This is a genomic window from Streptomyces turgidiscabies Car8, from assembly GCF_000331005.1.
GTDB lineage: Bacteria > Actinomycetota > Actinomycetes > Streptomycetales > Streptomycetaceae > Streptomyces > Streptomyces turgidiscabies.
Map to the genome: position 1 here is coordinate 1 of NZ_AEJB01000538.1, position 1,525 is coordinate 1,525.

General features: G+C 69.6%; 1 protein-coding gene and 1 pseudogene. One reads left to right on the forward strand and one right to left on the reverse strand.

Annotated elements, in window-relative coordinates; translation table 11 throughout:
* Window positions 1-45: 45 nt before the first annotated feature.
* Entirely contained in the window at window positions 46-1,065 is a 1,020-nt protein-coding gene (locus STRTUCAR8_RS39170) for an aspartate-semialdehyde dehydrogenase (protein ID WP_006381908.1), read from the reverse strand.
* A gap of 349 nt (window positions 1,066-1,414) precedes the next feature.
* Here STRTUCAR8_RS39170 and STRTUCAR8_RS54810 point away from each other — a divergent pair.
* A pseudogene (locus STRTUCAR8_RS54810) lies at window positions 1,415-1,525 on the forward strand (RNA polymerase subunit sigma-70); the annotation flags it as partial.

Sequence of the window (1,525 nt, forward strand, 5' to 3'; positions counted from 1 at the left end):
CCCCAGGGATGGGACGGGTAGGGGCGGCGGGGGCGAGAAGAGCGACTACTTACCGCTCAACTCCACCGCCACCAACTCGGCGATCTGCACCGCGTTCAGCGCCGCGCCCTTGCGCAGGTTGTCGTTGGAGACGAAGAACGCGAGCCCGTTCTCCGCCGTCTCGTCCACGCGGATGCGACCCACGAACGACGCGTCCTGACCGGCCGCCTCCAACGGGGTCGGGATGTCCGACAGGACGACACCCGGCGCCCCCGCCAGCAGCTCCGTCGCCCGCTCCACCGACAGCGGGCGCGCGAACCGCGCGTTCACCTGGAGGGAGTGGCCCGAGAACACCGGCACGCGGACACACGTACCGGAGACCTTCAGCTCCGGGATCTCCAGGATCTTGCGGGACTCGTTGCGCAGCTTCTGCTCCTCGTCCGTCTCGAACGAACCGTCGTCCACCAGGTTGCCCGCCAGCGGCAGCACGTTGAACGCGATCGGACGCTTGTAGACCTGCGGCTCGGGGAAGTCGACCGCCGCACCGTCGTGCGTCAGCTTGTCCGCGTCGGCGATCACCTTCTGCGCCTGTCCGTGCAGCTCCGCCACACCCGCCACACCCGAACCGGACACCGCCTGGTACGTGGCGACGACCAGCGCGTCGAGGCCCGCCTCCGTGTGCAGCGGCCGCAGGACCGGCATCGCGGCCATCGTCGTGCAGTTCGGGTTGGCGATGATGCCCTTCGGGCGGTCCACGATGGCGTGCGGGTTCACCTCGGAGACGACCAGGGGTACCTCCGGGTCCCGGCGCCACGCCGACGAGTTGTCGATCACTACCGCACCCTGCGAGGCGACCTTCTCCGCGAGCGCCTTCGAGGTCGCGCCGCCCGCCGAGAACAGCACGATGTCGAGGCCGGTGTAGTCGGCCGTCGCCGCGTCCTCCACCGTGACGCCGTCAAGGACCGACCCCGCCGACCGAGCCGACGCGAACAGCCGCAGCTCGGTGACCGGGAACTCACGCTCGACGAGGATCCTGCGCATGACCGTGCCGACCTGCCCGGTGGCTCCGACGATTCCGACCCTCACGGCGACTCCTTCTGTATGGCGCTGTATCGCGCGACCGATTGCGTGACCGGCGCATTTCCATCATGCGTCCCACCCAGGGCAACATGTCCAATCCTTTGCCCGGCATGCCCGAGGGCTGGGACGCGACACGGGCCGCGAACGGTCACGATATTCCGGCGGCACCCCTGCTGAGCTGGATAAACCAGCCCCACGGGCACGGCAGGGCGCAAGCTGTACGGGCTCGGCCGACCGGGGACGGGCGAGGCGACCGTCTCGCTTCGATAACGGTGTGACGTACGTCTCCGCCGAGGCCGAACGTTTTGGGCGCCCTCGGCGTCGTAGAGAAAACGCGGCGAGGGGGAGGGTGCTTGTGCTGCGCAGAAAGGCCCGGCGCGTCCATGAGGACGAACACGGCGACCCGCTGGACACGGCGCAGGAGCGCAGGGTCCGAGCGGTGCTCGCGCTCGGCGGCGTGCCGCAG